This is a genomic window from Streptomyces sp. CB02414, assembly GCF_001905385.1.
GTDB lineage: Bacteria > Actinomycetota > Actinomycetes > Streptomycetales > Streptomycetaceae > Streptomyces.
In genome coordinates this window covers 278169-294962 of sequence record NZ_LIPF01000004.1, presented here as the reverse complement: position 1 = coordinate 294962, position 16794 = coordinate 278169, and the positions used below count along the sequence as shown (strand labels likewise).

Genomic DNA, 16794 nt, shown 5'->3' with positions numbered 1-16794 from the left:
GTCCGCGTCACCGCCGGCGCCCGCGTACCCCGGCGGCATGGCGGTTCTCAGTAGCGGATGAGGGTCATGCGGTGTGTCTTGAGGCGGAGGCCGTCCTGGTTGGTCCAGACGGTGTCGACGTCCGTCATCAGCATGAGGCCGAGCCGGCCCTGCTTCTCCCGGTAGCCGGCGATCGCGGACTCCGCGGTGATCACGTCCCCGGGCTTCATCCGGACCTCGGTGTAGGTCACCGACACACCCCCGTTGAGCGCCCGCTTCAGGTCCGGCGGGACGACTCCGAGGTGGTGCTCCATGGCACCGACCCTGCGGTACGCCGCGGCGGTCTCGATCCCCCGTTCGTCGGAGATCCGCACGGCGGGCCCCCAGGCGAAGGGGTTGAAGTCCAGGGGAGCGGCCGGCCCGCCGTCCTCGGCCGTCTCCGGGTCGGTGTAGCGCACGGGTGCCGGCTCCGGGTAGTACACCGCTCGCGCCCACTTGCGGATGTCGGAGGCGCTGACCGGATACGAGATCATGCGTCCGTACGGCAGGCCGACGACGCCCGCCATGTCAGCGCGGACGAGTCCGGCTTCGCTCATGCTTGCCAGTCCTTCCAGTACGTGACACCTACGACCGGTGCCGTCGGGCACACGAACCTCCCCAGACTGTGTGTCCGACGGCGCCGGTGGTCTCATCAGGAACGCTGGGACAGCTCGTACAGCTCACGCCACTCGTGCTTGGAGCGGACCGAGGTGTCCACGTCGGAGGCCAGGGCGCGCAGGGCCCCGACGTTCGCGTCCTTCTTGGGGATGTGCTTGAAGGGGTCCCAGCCGAAGAACCGGCAGGTGTTCTCGTACGTGATCATGTTGATCTCGTGGTCGGGGACTCCCGCGCCGTTCATCTCGTTGAGGACGAACTCGGGCGCGTCCGGCCAGATCGTGTCCGAGTGCGGGAAGTCGCACTCCCACGCGATGTTGGAGATGCCGATGTCGTGCCGGACCTTGAGCGCGGTGGGGTCGGTGACGTAGCAGGCCAGGGAGTGCTCGCGGAAGAGCTCGCTGGGCAGCTTGCCGCCGAAGTCGTGTCCCAACCAACGCTGGTTCGTGTAGTGCCGGTCGCACCGGTCCAGGTAGAACGGGATCCATCCGATGCCCGCCTCCGACCAGGCGATCTTCAGGTCGGGGTACTTGGCCATCGCGCCGCCCCACAGCAGGTCCTGGGCCGCGAACGTGGAGACCTGGGTGGCGAGGATGATCATGTTGTCGATCGGGGCGTCCGGAGCGTTGCGGATGGCCGCGAAACCCTGCCCGATGTGCAGGCACATGACGACGTCGTTCTCGCACACCGCCCGGAAGAACGGGTCCCAGTAGTCGAGGTCGTGGTAGCTGGGCAGCCCTTGCAGGTGGGGCAGTTCGGGCATGGAGACCGACCGGACGCCCTTGGCCGCGACCCGCCTCACCTCCGCGGCCAGCTCGTCCTTGTCCCACACCGGCATCAGCCCGACGGGAATGAAGCGGCCCGGGTAGCTCGTCGCCCACTCGTCGATGTGCCAGTCGTTGTAGGCCTTGAGCATGATGAGGGAGAGGTCCTTGTCCTCCACCTCCTGGAAGTAGCGCGCGCTGAATCCGGCGAACGACGGGAAGCACATCGAGGCGAGGATGCCGTTGCGGTTCATGTCACGCACGCGCTCGTGCACGTTGTAGCTGCCGGGGCGCATCTCCGCGAAGGTGGAGGGATTCATGCCCCACTCCTCCTTGGGCCAGCCGACGACGGCGTTGAGCCCGATGGACCCGCTGGACTTGCCCTGGAACCACCACCGCTCGTAGCCGTTCTCGTCCAGGATGGACTTCGGCGCCTGGTCCCTGTACTTGGCCGGGACGTGGTTGTCGAACATGTCGGGCGGCTCGACCACGTGGTCGTCGATGCTCACCAGGATCATGTCGTTGACGTTCATCGCGTCTCCCTTCGAGAGCTGCAGAGTTGGAGCGGTGCTCGGCGCGGGTGGGGCGGGAGCAGAACGAAGCGGGTCACCATGTGGCGATCTCGGGGACGACCTTCGAGCCGAGCGTCTCCAGTGGCGCGAGCGCGGCGACATCCGCGACGGCGCCGTAGACGGTGGTGAACTCCGATTCGTGGAGGCGGCGCAACTCGTCGAGCAGGCGATCCACATCGCCGGCGGTTTTGAGCGCGATCGGGAGGAAGGCGGTCTTCTCGATCTTGTCGACGTCCCGTCCGACCGCCTCGCAGTGCTCGCGCAGCCGGGTCACCTTCTGACCCGCGTCGGGGCCGCCGTATACGTTGATGGCGTCCGCGTAGCGTGCCGCCAGTCGCAGGGTCACCCGCTCGCCGCCGCCCCCGATGAGGATGCGCGGGCGCGGACTGCTCAGCGCCTGAGGCGAGTTGAGGGTACTGGCCAGTTGATGATGCTCGCCGACGAAGGACTCCTGCCCCTCGCCCCACATCTGCGTACAGATACGGACTGTCTCCTCCAGGCGCGCGAATCGCTCGCTCTGCGGACCGTACGGCAGACCGAGGCCGACGGCCTCCTGCTCGTTCCAGCCCGCGCCTATCCCGAGCCAGGCCCGGCCCCCGGAAAGAACGTCCAGGGTGGTGACGATCTTGGCGAGGAGCCCGGGCGGGCGGTAGGTCGCCGCCGTGACAAGGGTCTGCAGCTCGATCGTCCGCGTCTGTCCGGCCAGGAACCCCAGGGTCGTGTACGACTCCAGCATCGGCTCGTGCTCTTCACCGATCATGCTGATCTGCCAGACGTGGTCCGTCAGGCTGAGCCGGCAGAAGCCGGTGTCCTCGGCTGTTCTCGCGATGCGGGCCAGAGCCGATGCCATCCGGGCGGGGGCGCCGAGTCCTGCGTAGTCGTTGATGTGCAGTGCGAGTTTCATGCGTGCTCCGAACCGCCCACGTTGTGGTCACTTGCACTTCGATACTTAGAGATCTATCGCATGATTACGCGGATGGCCAGACCAGGGCAAGGCCCCGGCCCGGGAAATGGTTCGAAGTTACTCGCGGAGGACGTCGATCAGCCCCCAGGACAGGGCGGTCGTCGCGGGAAGAGCCAGGCCGGTGAGTGCCAGGTAGAGAGTGCGCCAGCGTCCGATGCGTCGTGGGATGCTGACGGTGCCACCGGCTCCGGGTATCAGACCCATCGAAATCTCCGGCAACCGGAACGTGCTGCCCGGAGCCGCCTTGACGACCGAGGCGAAGGCGGGCAGCTCGACCCCCGAGCCCACGCAGGTGCCGTGCACCCGCGCCTCCACCCGGTCCGTCAGCTCGTGCAGCAGCCGACCCGCTCCGGCTCGGGTACGGAGCAGGTGCGCGGTGACCGGGTCCGGCGCGGTGCCGAACTCGTCCAGGTCGCCGCCGGAGCAGAAGGCGGTCCCGGCGCCGACGAGGACAACTCGCTGCACCGTGTCGTCGAGCAGGGCGACGTTCAGGGCTTCGACCAGCGCGTCCCGCAGGTGGCGGTCGTAGGCGTTGCGCCGTGCCGGGCGGTTGAGGGTCACCGTCAGCACGTTTTCCTGGCGCGTCACCAGGACGGGGTCCTGGACACGCTCGGGCCGACGGCTCGGGCCGCGCGCGGCCAGCCAGCGTGCGAACTCTGCTCCACCGAGCAGGGTGGAGTAGGCCAGGGACTCCGCGTCGAGTGCGTCGCGTACGAGGAGTGACCCGCTCGTGCGCAGCAGCCCGGCCAGGATGAGCACGGCTCGGGGATTGGCGGTCGCGGCGGCGCCGATCCCGTCGAGGACGGCCGCCGGGTCGGGGGCGTGGACACACGGACGGTCCGCGGGTGACGGTTCATGTCGCGTGAGGGTCAGGTCGAGGACCTCCACGAGATCCCCCGCGGGCGAGGACGCTGTGGGCGCGGCCCTGCTCACCCCGATGAGGACGCGGTCGCAGGCCCGTGCGCGGCGAGCGGCGGTGGCGAGTGTGTCCTGATCGGCGGTCGCGTCGAGGTCGACGGCCAGCACGGGCGTGTCCGGCGCCGCTTGTTCGTCGAGCAGTACGGAGTGCGCCGCGCCGGACGCCAGTTGTGCCGGGGTGATCACGGGCACGGACGTCATGGAGGCCCACGCTCCTTCGAGGTCGTGGCGACGGGCGGCGAGTGTATCGTCGGCGGCATGTCGACGATCACACCGGATCACGGCCGGTCGGAACCATGTGCGCCACCGATTCGGTGAGTGACTGGGCATCCAGCGGCATCCTCGCCCTGACCGGACGAGCCGACGGGCCGCCCTTGGTACCTCCGGGGCGGGCGGCGTCGTACGCCCGGGAACTGTCCGACCGGATCCACGAGATGACCGCCGGCACCGGATCCCCCGTGCGCGTCGACGGCGCCGCGCTGCTCGCCGAACGGGCCGCCTTCACCGGTCATGTCCGGCGTGGCCCGACTTCGGCGGGTGGCGGCTGCCGGCTGTTGCCGACCGCCGACGGCTGGGCCGCCGTGTCGTGTGCCCGACCGGACGATCCCGCGTTGCTCGGCGCGCTGGTGGAAAGCCGCCTGCCGGAGGACGACCCCTGGCCCGTGGTCGCGGCGTGGCTGCGGGAGCACAGCGGTGCCGAACTGGCGCGACGCGCCGAGTTGCTGGGGCTCGCCGCCGGTCCGGTTCGGACACCGGCGGCCGAGCGTCCGGCCGGACCGTCCACGGCACCCACGGCAGCACGGCCGGTGAAGGGACTGCTCGTCGTGGACTTCAGTGCCCTGTGGGCCGGACCTCTCTGTGCCCAACTGCTCGGGCTGGCGGGGGCGCGCGTGGTCAAGGTCGAGACGCCGAGCCGCCCGGACGGAGCGCGCCGCGGTCAGCAGGACTTCTACCGACTTCTGCACGCGGGCCATCGTTCCGTCGTCCTGGATCCCGGTACCGCTGCGGGCCGACGTGCGTTGGCAGCCCTGGTCGCGGCGGCCGACATCGTCATCGAGGCGTCCCGGCCGCGTGCGCTGGCACGTTTCGGACTCGACGCCCGGGCCGCGGTGGCCTCCGGCACCACCTGGATCTCGATCACCGCCGCCGGGCGGTCGAGCGAGCGCGTGGGGTTCGGCGACGATGTCGCGGCGGGCGCGGGGCTCGTCGCGCGCGAGAGCGACGGCACCCCCTTGTTCTGCGGTGACGCCATGGCGGATCCGCTGACCGGCCTCACCGCGGCCGCCGCGGCGTTGACGGCGCCCGTCGGCGGTAGCGGCGTGCTCCACGACATCGCGATGCACGACGTCGTCGCCGCGACACTCGGTCCGGAGCCGGGCCCCTCCCCCGCCGCTCGCCGTCTCGGTACGGGTTGGGCGGTGGAGGCCGGCGGGCGGTGGGTACCCGTCGCCGCACCGCGTCGGCGTGAACCCGTCGCCGAGGCCCCGGACATGGGCACGCACACCGGCGAGGTGCTGCGCGGACTCGGCATCCCGATGCCATGACGGGGCGGAGGCCGACGCCATGACGGAAGTTCGCGTGGTGGGTGAGGTGCTCCTGCGCGACGCCGAGCTCGACGACGGCCGGCGTGCCGACGTCCGGGTCGCGGGCGGACGCGTGACGGGCATCGCCGCGCGTCTGCCGCGCCGCCCGGGGGAGGAGACGGTGGACTGCCTGGGCGGAGCGCTGCTGCCCGGTCTGGCCGATCACCATCTGCACCTGCACGCCCTCGCCGCGGACCGTCGGTCGGTGCGGTGCGGGCCACCCGCCGTGCGCGACGAGGCCGGGCTCGCCGCCGCCCTCGGCTCGGCGTCCCCCGACGCCCAGGGCTGGATCCGCGGTGTCGGCTACCACGAGTCGGTGGCCGGTGACCTGGACATGGCGGCGTTGGACCGGTTCCACGCGCACAGCCCCGTGCGCCTCCAGCACCGCAGCGGAGCCCTGTGGATCGTCAACTCGCGGGCGGCGCAGCGCCTTTCCCTGGCGGACGGCGATCATCCGGGCATCGAACGCGATGCGACCGGCGCACCGACGGGACGGCTGTGGCGGGCGGACGACTGGCTTCGCGGCCGACTGCCCCGGTCACGTCCGCCGGAGCTCGCCCCCGTCGGCCGGGAGCTCACCCGGTTCGGTGTCACCCGGGTCACCGACGCCACGCCCGACCTCTCCCCGCGCGCTCTCACAGCCATCGCCGACAGCATGGGGACCGGACGGCTTCCGCAGCGGGTGCACCTGCTGGGCGCACCGCTCGGCTCCCCGCGCGGCGACGTCTTCAGCGGGGCGCGCGGCCCGACGGCCGGCCCCTACAAGATCGTTCTGGCGGACTCGGGGCTTCCCTCGCTCGACGGTCTCGTCGAACGGATCCGTGCCGCCCGGTCCGCCCGCCGGGCCGTCGCCGTGCACGCGGTGACCCGCGAGGCGCTGGTGCTGCTGCTGGTGGCGCTGCGGGAGACGGGTACCGTGCCCGGCGACAGGATCGAACACGCCGCACTCGTACCGGACGAGCTGATCGGTGACATCGCGGCACTGGGACTGCGGGTGGTGACCCAGCCCGGCTTCCTCGCGGACCGCGGCGACGCCTACGCCCGGGACGTGCCGGAGGACGAGCACGCCGACCTGTACCGCTGCCGGTCCCTAGTCGACGCCGGCGTACCCGTCGCTCTGTCCTCCGACGCGCCCTACGGTCCCCTCGACCCGTGGGCCGTCATGGCCGCCGCCGTGCGGCGCACGACTCCGCTCGGGGACGTCTTCACTGCCCGGGAGGCCCTGACACCGCAAGCCGCGCTGAACGCCCTCCTCGCACCGCTCGAGGATCCCGGCGGGCCGCCCCGGCGGATCGAAGCCGGGACGGTCGCCGACCTGGTGCTGCTGCACACGTGCCGGGCCGGGATCCTCGCGGACCCCACGGCCCAGGCGGTCCGCGCGACGTTCCTGCCCCCCGGCTAGCGGCCGCTCACCGCAGTGCCCGCCGGATCGCATCGGCGATCACCTCGCCGACCAGGACGGCGGTCGCCGCCGGACCCCGTTGAGGTGCGTCGGGCAGTATCGACGTGTCCGCCACCCGGAGCCCGCGCACGCCGTGGACGCGACCGTACTGATCGACCGCGGCGCGCTCCGGCTCGTCGGCGGGGCCCATCGGGACGGTTCCGCACGTGTGGTGGGCCGTGCCCAGGTGGTCGCGTATCCAGCCGTCGAGGGCACGGTCGTCGTCGAGGACGGCCGGGCCCGGGGCGAGCAGCCCGCCGGAGAGTGCCGCCAGGGGCGAGGTGCTGAGGAGTGCGGCCGTGACGCGCACGGCCAGCCGTAGCCGGCCGTAGTCGCCGGGAGCGCTCAGGTAGCCGTAGTCGACGTCGGGAGGTACGGACCCGTCAGGTGACCGCAGGCGAAGGCGGCCGGTGGGACGCGGGGTCAGGGCGGAGACGAGGAAGGACAGGGGAGCACCGGGGGCGCGCAACCTGCCGCTCGTCAGTCCGGCCATCGGGATCAGTGACTGGAGGATCTCGACGTCTCCCGGGCCGTCGCAAGGCAGGTGGAGACAGCCGCCCAGCCAGGAGTCGGATGGTTCGTCCGGCTCTTCGTGCGGGCGCCAGTCCAGGGTCAGTTGGGGGTGGTCGCTGAACCGCGCCCCGATCGCGGGAGCGTCGAGTACGACCGGGATGCCCAGGCGCTCCAGGTCGGAGCGGGGGCCGATGCCGGAGAGCTGGAGCAGGTGGGCGGAGGAGAGGGCACCGGCACTGAGGACCACCTCGCCCGCGTTCAGTTTCGCCCGCCGCCCGCCGCTCTCGACGAGGACGGCGGTGGCCCGGCCGTGCTCGACGGTGATCCGGCGGGCTCGTGTGCCGCCCAGGACCGTGAGGTTGGGGCGGCCGAGGACGTCGGCGGTCAGATAGCCGAGCGCGGTGTTGCGGCGCACCCCGTTCACCGAGTTGGAGGGAACGGGACCGAATCCGGGGACCGCCTGGCCGTTCTTGTCCGGCTCGGCGGGGAAGCCGAGGGCCTGCGCGGCGTCGCGGAAGGCCAGGGCCGCCGGGTGCTTGAGCGGGGCGCGACGGACGCGCATCGGGCCGCGGTCACCGTGCAGGTGGCCCGGGACGTGATCCAGGTCCGTCTCCAGGGCGCGCAGAAGGGGCAGCACCTCGGCGTAGGCCCAGGCCGGGTTGCCCGCCGCGGCCCAGCGGTCGAAGTCCCCGCGCCGGGCCCGGATGAAGTAGCCCCCGTTGACCGTCGTCGAGCCGCCGAGGACGTGACCGCGCGGCACCGTCCAGGGGCGTCCGTCCAGGAGCCGCACGGGGTGGGCGCTGGTGGCGGGATGACCTGGCTGTGCCCCCGGCACGAGTCTGGCGTCCAGCAGGGCGGGACCGAATCCGGCCGCGTCGCGCGGGGCGGGGCCGGCCTCCAGGAGGACCACCTCGCGGTCGGGATCCTCGCTCAGGCGGGCCGCGAGGACCGCTCCGGCGGCCCCTGCGCCGACCACGACCACGTCAGGTGTTCGCCGGAAGGCCCGCACGAGTTCGAGATCCACGTCCGCTCCAAGGGCTCGCCGCATGCTGCTGATCCGCGCCGGAGAAATTCACGCCACCCGACGCCTAGCCTTTTGGCACCGCATGCCAATACTCTCACGATGAGCCGAACAGCCCTGTACGGGCCGGACTTCCAGCACTGCGAGGAGAGACGTATGAGCGAGACCGCCTCCGTCGGTACCGAGCCGCAGGAGCACACCGGCACCGCGCCGGCCGATCACCTGACCGACCTCGTCGAGGCCGACGACCTGGTCGAAGAGGTGTCCATCGACGGCATGTGCGGCGTCTACTAGGCCACGCCGTGTCCGCCGTGAACACGGGGCTCGACCTCGATCGTGCCTGGCGGGTGCACCCGCAGGTCTCGGTGCGACCCGAGCCGTTCGGAGCCCTCCTCTACCACTTCGGCACCCGCAAGCTGTCGTTCCTCAAGGACCGGACACTGCTCGCCCTGGTCGAGGCGCTCGCGACAGCCCCCTCCGCACGTGCGGCCTGCGCGGCCGCGGGCGTCGACGCCGAGGACGTCCCCCGGTACGGACGCGCGCTGGCCGCGCTGGCCCAGTCGTCGATGCTGGTCGAAAGGACCCCTCCCCCATGACCGCGACCTCCGCGCGACCGCGCGCCGCCGCCCGTCTGGTCGACCTCTTCGAGTACGGCCTCGACGCCCCGATCTGTCTGACCTGGGAGCTGACGTACGCCTGCAACCTGTCGTGCGCGCACTGCCTCTCCAGCTCCGGCCGCCGGGACCCGCGCGAACTGACCACCGCGGAGGCGAAAGCCGTCATCGACGAGCTGGAGGCCATGCAGGTCTTCTACGTCAACATCGGCGGTGGCGAGCCGACCGTGCGGCCCGACTTCTGGGAGCTGCTCGACTACGCCACCGCCCACCACGTGGGCGTGAAGTTCTCCACGAACGGCGTGCGGATCACGCCCGAGATCGCCGCGCGGCTCGCCGCGAACGACTACGTGGACGTGCAGATCTCACTCGACGGCGCGACCGCCGAGGTCAACGACGCCGTGCGCGGCGCTGGTTCCCACGCCACCGCCCTGCGCGCCATGGGCCACCTGGCCGACGCCGGGATGAAGAACTTCAAGCTCTCCGTGGTGTGCACCCGGCACAACATCCCGCAGCTCGACGACTTCAAGGCGCTGGCCGACCGGTACGGCGCCCAGCTGCGGCTGACCCGGCTGCGTCCGTCCGGCCGGGGCGCGGACGTGTGGGACGACCTGCACCCGCTGCCCGAGCAACAGCGCGAGCTGTACGACTGGCTGATCGCCCACGGCGACAACGTGCTGACCGGCGACTCCTTCTTCCACCTGTCGGCCTTCGGGGAACCGTTGCCGGGGTTGAACCTGTGCGGCGCGGGACGCGTGGTGTGCCTGATCGACCCGGTCGGCGACGTGTACGCCTGCCCCTTCGCCATCCACGACGAGTTCCTGGCCGGGAGCGTGCGCGGGCAGGGCGGCTTCGCCGGCGTGTGGCGCACGTCGGAGCTGTTCCTGCGGCTGCGCGAGCCGCAGCAGGGCGGAGCCTGCGCCTCATGCGCCTTCTACGACACCTGCAAGGGCGGCTGCATGGCCGCCAAGTTCTTCACCGGACTGCCGCTGGACGGCCCGGACCCCGAGTGCGTCCAAGGATACGGCGAACCGCTCCTCGCGACGCGGGGCGCGGTGCCGAAGCCGTCCGGCGACCACTCCCACCGCACCGAGCCGCGCGCCCGCCGCTCGACCGCCGTCGACGTCGCCATCGTCCGGCGCGAGGACCTCGACGGACCTCCGGTCAGCGCGTGCGCCGAGTCTCCGCTGGCCGGGCTCCGGCCGGCACACCTCACGGACGAGGCCGGGCATCTCGTCAGGTGACCCCACACGCTGCAACAGGAAATGGGTGCATGGTTCCATGAGCAGAAACCCCTGGTTCGAGACGGTCGCCGAGGCCCAGCGCCGGGCCAAGAAGCGCCTGCCGCGCATGGTGTACGGCGCGCTGGTCGCCGGGTCCGAACGCGGCCGCACCCTTGACGACAACAGCCGCGCCTTCGCCGCACTGGGCTTCGCCCCCCGCGTGGTGGGCCACCACGCGCAGCGGGACCTGAGGACGACGGTTCTGGGCATGGAATCGGCCTTCCCGGTGATGATCTCACCCACCGGGGTCCAGGCCGTCCATCCGGACGGCGAGGTGGCCGTCGCCCGGGCCGCGGCGAACCGGGGCATCCCGATGGGGCTCAGTTCGTTCGCCAGCAAGCCCGTCGAAGAGGTCACCGCGGCCAACCCCGACACGGCCTTCCAGATGTACTGGTCCGGCAGCCGCGACACCATGCTGCAGCGTATGGAGCGGGCCAGGGCCGCCGGGTGCAAGGCCCTCATCGTCACGCTCGACTGGTCGTTCTCCAACGGCCGCGACTGGGGCAGCCCCACCATCCCCGAGAAGGTCGACCTCAAGACGATGCTGAAGCTCGCACCGGACGTGCTGCCGCACCCCGGCTGGCTGTGGCGGTTCGCCCGCAGCGGCCGCATCCCGGACCTGACCACGCCCAACCTCACGGCCCCCGGCGGCGCGGCGCCCACCTTCTTCGGCGCGTACGGCGAGTGGATGCAGACCGAGCCGCCCACGTGGGAGGACGTGAGCTGGCTGGCCAAGGAGTGGGACGGGCCCTTCCTCCTGAAGGGCGTCACCCGCGTCGACGACGCCAAGCGCGCCGTGGACGCCGGCGTCACCGCCCTGTCCGTCTCCAACCACGGGGGCAACAACCTCGACACCACCCCCGCGACCGTCCGCGTCCTGCCCGCCGTCGCCGAAGCCGTCGGCGACCAGGTGGAGGTGCTCCTCGACGGGGGCGTACGGCGCGGCGGCGACGTGGCGAAGGCCCTGGCCCTCGGCGCGCGGGCCGTCCTGATCGGGCGGGCGTACCTGTGGGGCCTGGCCGCCAACGGGCAGGCCGGCGTGGAGAACGTCCTCGACATCCTCCGGGGCGGCCTCGACTCCGCCGTGCTCGGCCTCGGGCACTCCTCCGTCGGCGAACTGGGCCCGGACGACCTGGTGATCCCCGACGGCTTCACTCGCACCCTGGGCGCCGGCGACTGACCCGTGAGGATCGAACTCGCCCGCGCCGTTTGGCCGGCCGTGCCCGCCGACGGCCCGCTCGTGCTCGTACCGGTCGGCTCTACGGAGCAGCACGGACCACATCTGCCGCTCACCACCGACAGCGTCGTCGCCCGCGCGGTCGCCGACCGAGTGGCGGGCCGGCTGCCGGGACCCGTGCTGGTCGCACCGACCCTCGCGTACGGCAACAGCGGTGAGCACGCCGGTTTTCCCGGCACGGTCTCCATCGGTCACGAGGCCCTGCGCATCGTCCTGATCGAGACCGTGCGGTCACTGGCGCTGTGGGCCTCGCGGGTGGTGTTCGTCAACGGGCACGGCGGCAACGTGCGCACCCTCGACGAGGCGGTGACACAACTGCGCGACGAAGGGCACGACGTCTCCTGGACGGGGTGCGCCTTTGCGGGCGGTGACGCGCACGCGGGCCGGACCGAGACCTCCGTGATGCTCCATCTCGCGCCGCACGAGGTGGCGGTGACCGCGGCCGCCGCCGGGGACACCCGCCCGTTGGACGTCCTGATGCCGGCGCTGCTCGCCGGTGGCGTCCATTCGGTCGCGCCGAACGGAGTGCTGGGCGATCCGGGGGGCGCTTGCGCCGAGGAGGGCCGCCGACTGGTGGACGCGCTGGTCGACGCGACGGCGCGGCGCATCCTCACCGCCGCCCCGGACCGGCGCGGTCGCCTGGCCGGCCCGGCCGCGGAGGCCTCCCGGTGACCGGGCTGCCGCACGGTTTCGCCGTCGCCCTCGATCCGCACGCTCTCGTCGTCGACGACGGGCGTGCGCTGCTCGGCGGCGCCCCGGTGACCCGCCTGCTGCGGCTGACACCTCGCGCCCGCGCGTTGTTGGAGGGACGCACAGCGCGGGTGCGCGACGCCGCGAGCGCCGTGCTCGTCGACCGGCTGCTCGACCTCGGCCTCGCCCATCCGCTCGTCGCGGAACTGCCGCCGCACCCGGATCCACGGTGCACATACGTCGTACCGGTCCGCGACCGGGCGCGGCAGCTCGACCGGCTCCTCGGCAGCATCGCTCCCGGCAGCGAGGTGATCGTCGTGGACGACGCCTCACGGGACGCGGCCGCGATCGAGGCGGTCGCGGTGCGGCACGGCGCCCAGTTCCTGCCGCTGTCGGAGAACCTCGGCCCGGCGGGTGCGCGCAACGCGGGCCTCCGTCTGGTCCGCACCCCCTTCGTCGTGTTCGTCGATTCCGACATCGTGCTCGCCGAGGACACCGTGCCCACCTTGTTGAGGCATTTCACGGACCCGCGCCTCGGTATCGCCGTGCCCCGCATCACCGGGCTGAGGACCGCCGGGTCGGACAACTGGATCGGCCGGTACGAGCAGGCCCGCTCCTCCCTGGACCTGGGTTCGCGCCCGGCGCTGGTCCGTCCGGGATCGTTCGTGTCCTGGGCTTCCACCGCCTGCGTGGTCGCCCGCGTCGACGCGCTCGGTGACGGCTTCGACGAACGGATGCGGGTGGGCGAGGACGTGGACTTCGGCTGGCGCGTGATCGCGCGGGGCTGGCGGATGCGGTACGAGCCGGCGTCGACGGCCGCCCACGAGCACCGGGTCGACTTCCGCGACTGGTTCGTCCGCAAGGCCGAATACGGCACCGGTGCGCATCCCCTCGCCGAGCGGCACCCCGGTTCGGTGGCCCCGGCGGTCCTGGCACCGTGGAGCACCGTGGCGGTCGCGGCCCTGCTGGCCCAGCGGCGCTGGTCGGTGCCGGTCGCCGCGGCGTGCGGCGCGGTGACGGCGATGCGCATCGCCCGGAAGCTCGGCCCCGTCGAGCACTCCGGCCGGCTGGGGGTACGGCTCACGGCCAACGGCGCCGTCGCCGCGCTGAGCCAGACCGGCGCGCTGATGACGCGGCACTGGTGGCCGCTCACCGCCGTGGGCTGCCTCGTCTCCCGCCGGGTGCGGCGCGCGGCGGCCGTGGCAGCGTTCGCGGACATCGCGCTCGAGTACCGACGCTCGCGAGTCGGACTGGATCCGGTCCGCTACGGACTGGCGCGGCGCCTCGACGATCTCGCGTACGGAACCGGGGTGTGGATCTCCGCCTTCAGAGGCCGTTCCGTGGCGGCACTGCGGCCTCGGCTGCTCCGCGCCTCCGGGGCCGCCGGGGAGCGGACCACTAGGGACACGTCAGCTCAGAAACCGGCCGCGAGCCGCCGGAACGCCGCGTCCATCAGATCCGGCAGCTCGGCCGTACCGTCCTCCAGCCACAGTTCGTAGGACGCGACGGACGCGGCCAGTGCCAGGTTCCCGATCAGCCGGGGTTCCAGGTCGCGCGGTGTGCACCCGGTCCGTTCGGCGACGAATTCGGTGATGATCGAGCGCCAGGAGTTGTAACGCAGCGCGGAGTCGGCCTGCAGTGCGGGCACGTTGAGGATCAGCTCCATCCTGCGGCGGTGCCACGGCACGGTGTCACGGTCGAAGCTGTTGAACTCGATGATGGTGGCGCGCAACCCGTCGATCAGCGACACGTCCTCGGGAACCGCCGCCAGCAGTTCCCGCAACCGGACCAACTGTCCCTCGAAGTCGCCCCACACCAAGTCGTTCTTGGAGGCGAAGTACCGGAAGAACGTCCGCCGGCTGATGCCCGCCGCGCCCGCGATGTCGTCGATCGTGCTCTCCTCGAACCCCTTCCGCTCGAAGAGTTCGAAGCCGATCCGCTCGAGATCGGCCCGCGAGGTCGACCTCGGACGGCCGCTCCTGCCCCGGGCGTCGTCGACCGTGCCGATCGCGGACGGCTCCACCGGTTCTCTCCCCTCACCACGGCCTCGGCCCCCTGGGCGGGCCGCGCTGCACTGCACTGCACTGCACTGCACAAAGATACGCCGCGTGCGCGCTCGCGCCCAAAAAGCGCGGAAATACCGACGGTGATCGTCGGGAAATTCGCGGCGCCGAGTGACCCGCTGCATTCCTTTTTTCGTCCCCACCGCGCTATTGCCCAAGCTTTTGGCCCCTCATAAAGTGAGTGCGCTCCTCACCGTTGCATACGCCTTGGTCCGCGGGACGACCGCGCCTTTCGGACAGGAAAGTGAGGCCGACGTGATACCCGTTCAGCGTGACCTGATGCATGCCCGTGCGACCTTGCGGCGATGGCTTCAAGCGCGCCACACCACGGGGCGAGTGGTGGAAGTCGGCGACCTCCGCGCGTTTTCCGACGGATTTTCCGGAGAGCTGTACGCCTTCGAGGCGACCTACCGCGACGAGCACGCGGAGCACAGCGAGGATCTGGTCGTCCGCTTCGAACCCGGCACCGGGTACCAGCTCTTCCTGGAGACGATGTTCGAGGAGCAGTACCGCGTCATGGCGGCGCTGCGTACGCACGCCGTGCGGGTGCCACGGCCCATCGGCTTCGAAGCCGACGCCGGCGTCCTCGGGGCCCGCTTCTTCGTGATGGAGAGGGCTCGCGGCAGGACCGGCCAGCTGGGGCAGGACTGGATGAACGAGATCGGCCCACAGGGTCGGGAACAGACCTGGTGGAGCGGGCTTGCGGCCATGGCCGAGCTGCACCGGTGCGATCCACGGCGGTTGGACCTCGGCTTCCTGGACCGACCCGGGCGAGGATCGGACCCGATCGACCAGCAGCTGCAGTACTACTGGGAGTACTACGCGTGGGTCTCCGCGGGCGATTCGCATCCGGTGATCGAGGAGGCCTACCAGTGGCTCCGCAGGCACCGGCCGCCACTCCCGCCGCCGGCCGGACTCGTGTGGGGCGACGCCAAGCGCGGCAACCAGTTGTTCACCGAGGATTTCAAGTGCAGCGCGATCCTTGATTTCGAGATGGTCGCGCTGGGTCCGGCCGAGGTCGATCTGGCGTGGTGGCTCGAGGGTGAGTACCAGACGGCCCAAGGGTTGGGCTTCGAGGCGCAACCGACGGTGGAGGAGACGACCGAACGGTACGCCGACCTCCTCGGTCGTGAGATCGCGGACCTCGACTACTACATCGTCTTCGCAGCCTTCAGGCTCGCCGTGCTCCGCATCAAGCTGTACCAACTCAGAGAAGGCCAGAAATATCGCGGAAAGCCTCGCGACGGGGACAAACGGCTTGCTCGCGTCCTCGCAGAGTGGGCCGGTATCACCGGACTCCGCGTGTAGCGGCTCCGCGATCCGTCACAGGAAGGGCAATCATGTCGTCACTGACGCGCAACGACGACCTGTTCGTGCACCAGTCACCACTGCTGCTGTCGCAACCAGCCACCACCGACATGCGTTTCTTCGAACGCTGCTACTTCAACGTCCATGATCAGCAGGGTGAGTTCTCGCTGTGCGTCGGCCTCGGTTCGTACCCGAACCTGAACACGATGGACGGGTTCGCCGTGGGGGTCACCAGGGACGACCCCCAGCAGCACAACGCACGCTTCTTCCGCGAGCTGCACGGTGACCCCGCTCGACTCGACGTCGGATCCCTGCATCTCGACATCGTCGAACCCATGCGCCGTTGGAGGCTTCGGATGGAACCGAACGCCTACGACATCGACTTCGACCTGGAGATGGAGGTGCGGTTCGATCCCTGGGACACCCGCCTGCACGCCACCCACGGAGGCGTCCTGGTCTTCGACTACGCCACCTTCGTCCAGTCGGTGACCTACCGCGGCCGGGTGCGCATCGGCGACCGGACCATCGAGAGCGAGGAACTCTCCGGATGCCGCGACCGGTCCTTCGGCCTGCGTCCCGTGGGCGGCATACCGATGCCCGCAGGTGCCGGCCGGCCGTTCGGGGCGCACTACTGGCTGAACCCGCAGTTCGAGGACGCGGCCTACTTCGTGCTGTGCACGGAGAGCGACGAGGGCGAGCAGTTGTCGGTCCACGGGGGCATCGCGGGCGGCAAGTACGACGGTCGTGCCATCGTGGCGATGGAGCACGAGCTGACGCTGCGCCAGGGGATCCGGATCCACGAGGAGGGGGTCATCCGGCTCACCGACGACACGGGGCACGTGCACGAGCTGCACACCCGGGCGGCACTGCCCGGGGTCTACCTGCTCGGCGGTGGCTACTTCGGCCAACAGGGCAAGCCGCTCGGGGACCACGAAGAGGGTGACAAGTACGACGTGGCCTCACAGGATCCGCGCGTACTGAGCCGGTATCTGGCCGACTTCGGTGCCGACCAGCCTGCGGTGTACACCCTGGCGGAGACGGGCGAGCGGGGCTACGGCGTGCTGGAGTACCAGCTCGGACCCGACCATCGGAAGTACCCGGCGAACAACCTCCATTAGCTGCTCCGCGCCCACCGGGCCAGAACGCCGGCGGTCCCGGTACCGGGACCGCCGGCGACACCGCGGGTGGCC

At 71.3% G+C, this 16794-nt stretch carries 16 protein-coding genes; 10 read left to right on the top strand and 6 right to left on the bottom strand.

Annotation, left to right across the window (positions count from 1 at the left end):
- Positions 1–47: 47 nt before the first annotated feature.
- The 4 genes from AMK11_RS15380 to AMK11_RS15365 all read right to left on the bottom strand — a co-directional run bounded on the left by AMK11_RS15380 (position 48) and on the right by AMK11_RS15365 (position 4052).
- The gene (locus tag AMK11_RS15380; RefSeq protein WP_073727329.1) at positions 48–575 is read right to left on the bottom strand and encodes an FAS1-like dehydratase domain-containing protein; all 528 of its coding nucleotides are present in this window, start codon (positions 573–575) and stop codon (positions 48–50) included.
- A 95-nt stretch (positions 576–670) separates the two neighbouring features.
- Positions 671–1930, bottom strand: coding sequence for an amidohydrolase family protein (locus tag AMK11_RS15375; protein WP_073727327.1), 1260 nt, complete (start codon positions 1928–1930; stop codon positions 671–673).
- 73 nt (positions 1931–2003) lie between these two features.
- Complete coding sequence (locus AMK11_RS15370; protein ID WP_073727325.1) at positions 2004–2873, bottom strand: LLM class F420-dependent oxidoreductase; 870 nt, start codon at positions 2871–2873, stop codon at positions 2004–2006.
- Between the two features lie 117 nt (positions 2874–2990).
- Positions 2991–4052, bottom strand: a complete 1062-nt coding sequence (locus AMK11_RS15365) for an enoyl-CoA hydratase/isomerase family protein (protein ID WP_073727323.1) — start codon at positions 4050–4052, stop codon at positions 2991–2993.
- A gap of 113 nt (positions 4053–4165) precedes the next feature.
- On the opposite strand from AMK11_RS15365, the gene AMK11_RS15360 reads away from it, so the two are divergent.
- Positions 4166–5395, top strand: a complete 1230-nt coding sequence (locus AMK11_RS15360) for a CoA transferase (RefSeq protein WP_241846981.1) — start codon at positions 4166–4168, stop codon at positions 5393–5395.
- A gap of 19 nt (positions 5396–5414) precedes the next feature.
- Positions 5415–6836 (top strand): amidohydrolase family protein, encoded by a 1422-nt coding sequence (locus AMK11_RS15355; RefSeq protein WP_073727319.1) that lies wholly within the window; start codon positions 5415–5417, stop codon positions 6834–6836.
- Between the two features lie 7 nt (positions 6837–6843).
- On the opposite strand, the gene mftG is transcribed toward AMK11_RS15355, so the two are convergent.
- Positions 6844–8412 carry a mycofactocin dehydrogenase MftG gene (mftG, locus tag AMK11_RS15350; RefSeq protein WP_241846980.1) on the bottom strand — a complete coding sequence of 523 codons (1569 nt, stop codon included), beginning with the start codon at positions 8410–8412 and terminating at the stop codon, positions 6844–6846.
- Between the two features lie 99 nt (positions 8413–8511).
- Here mftG and mftA point away from each other — a divergent pair, with 99 nt between their 5' ends.
- Genes mftA through mftF form a run of 6 tightly spaced genes read left to right on the top strand, consistent with a single transcriptional unit; the run spans position 8512 to position 13732 of the window.
- Positions 8512–8703: a mycofactocin precursor MftA gene (gene mftA, locus AMK11_RS38150; protein WP_079187451.1), complete on the top strand. Its 192-nt coding sequence runs from the start codon at positions 8512–8514 to the stop codon at positions 8701–8703.
- Positions 8704–8711: 8 nt separating this feature from the next.
- On the top strand, positions 8712–9005 hold the full coding sequence (gene mftB / locus AMK11_RS15340) for a mycofactocin biosynthesis chaperone MftB (protein ID WP_073727313.1): 294 nt from the start codon (positions 8712–8714) through the stop codon (positions 9003–9005).
- Positions 9002–10267, top strand: a complete 1266-nt coding sequence (mftC, locus tag AMK11_RS15335) for a mycofactocin radical SAM maturase (RefSeq protein ID WP_073727311.1) — start codon at positions 9002–9004, stop codon at positions 10265–10267. The genes mftB and mftC overlap by 4 nt, the downstream gene beginning before the upstream one ends.
- Positions 10268–10304: 37 nt before the next feature.
- Complete coding sequence (gene mftD / locus AMK11_RS15330; protein ID WP_073727309.1) at positions 10305–11486, top strand: pre-mycofactocin synthase MftD; 1182 nt, start codon at positions 10305–10307, stop codon at positions 11484–11486.
- A gap of 3 nt (positions 11487–11489) precedes the next feature.
- Positions 11490–12215, top strand: a complete 726-nt coding sequence (gene mftE, locus AMK11_RS15325; protein WP_073727307.1) for a mycofactocin biosynthesis peptidyl-dipeptidase MftE — start codon at positions 11490–11492, stop codon at positions 12213–12215.
- Positions 12212–13732, top strand: a complete 1521-nt coding sequence (gene mftF / locus AMK11_RS15320; protein WP_073727305.1) for a mycofactocin biosynthesis glycosyltransferase MftF — start codon at positions 12212–12214, stop codon at positions 13730–13732. The genes mftE and mftF overlap by 4 nt, the downstream gene beginning before the upstream one ends.
- Here mftF and mftR read toward each other — a convergent pair.
- Positions 13648–14256: a mycofactocin system transcriptional regulator gene (gene mftR / locus AMK11_RS15315; protein WP_241846979.1), complete on the bottom strand. Its 609-nt coding sequence runs from the start codon at positions 14254–14256 to the stop codon at positions 13648–13650. The two genes, mftF and mftR, sit on opposite strands and share 85 nt — an antisense overlap.
- A gap of 376 nt (positions 14257–14632) precedes the next feature.
- Here mftR and AMK11_RS15310 point away from each other — a divergent pair, with 376 nt between their 5' ends.
- The gene (locus tag AMK11_RS15310; protein ID WP_158070975.1) at positions 14633–15604 is read left to right on the top strand and encodes a phosphotransferase family protein; all 972 of its coding nucleotides are present in this window, start codon (positions 14633–14635) and stop codon (positions 15602–15604) included.
- A 32-nt stretch (positions 15605–15636) separates the two neighbouring features.
- Positions 15637–16722 (top strand): hypothetical protein, encoded by a 1086-nt coding sequence (locus tag AMK11_RS15305; protein WP_073727301.1) that lies wholly within the window; start codon positions 15637–15639, stop codon positions 16720–16722.
- Positions 16723–16794: the final 72 nt, after the last annotated feature.